Origin of the sequence: Pseudomonas sp. TJI-51, assembly GCF_000190455.2 — a bacterium.
GTDB lineage: Bacteria > Pseudomonadota > Gammaproteobacteria > Pseudomonadales > Pseudomonadaceae > Aquipseudomonas > Aquipseudomonas juntendi.
Genome location: NZ_AEWE02000016.1, coordinates 1 through 233, shown reverse-complemented (window position 1 = coordinate 233; position 233 = coordinate 1). Strand labels below are relative to the sequence as shown.

The following is a 233-nucleotide window of genomic DNA, read 5'->3' as shown; positions in this document are numbered from 1 at the left end:
TTCCCTACACACTGTTGTTGCACCGCACCATCTACATCTTCTGCCTGTTGTTGCCGTTTGCCCTGGCCGAGCCGCTGGGCTGGCTGGCGCCGCTGTTCACCACCATCGTGGGGTACACGTTCTTCGGGCTGGATGCGATTGGCAACGAACTGGAAGACCCGTTCGGGCGGGATGAGAATGACCTGCCTACCGATGCCATGGTGCGGACGGTGGAGCGGGATGTACTGGCGGGG

1 protein-coding gene is annotated in these 233 nt (G+C 61.8%); it reads left to right on the top strand.

Features of this window, described 5'->3' with window-relative positions; translation table 11 throughout:
• The coding region (locus G1E_RS29170) for a bestrophin family ion channel (RefSeq protein WP_047149676.1) at nt 1-233 on the top strand (233 nt) is incomplete at both ends.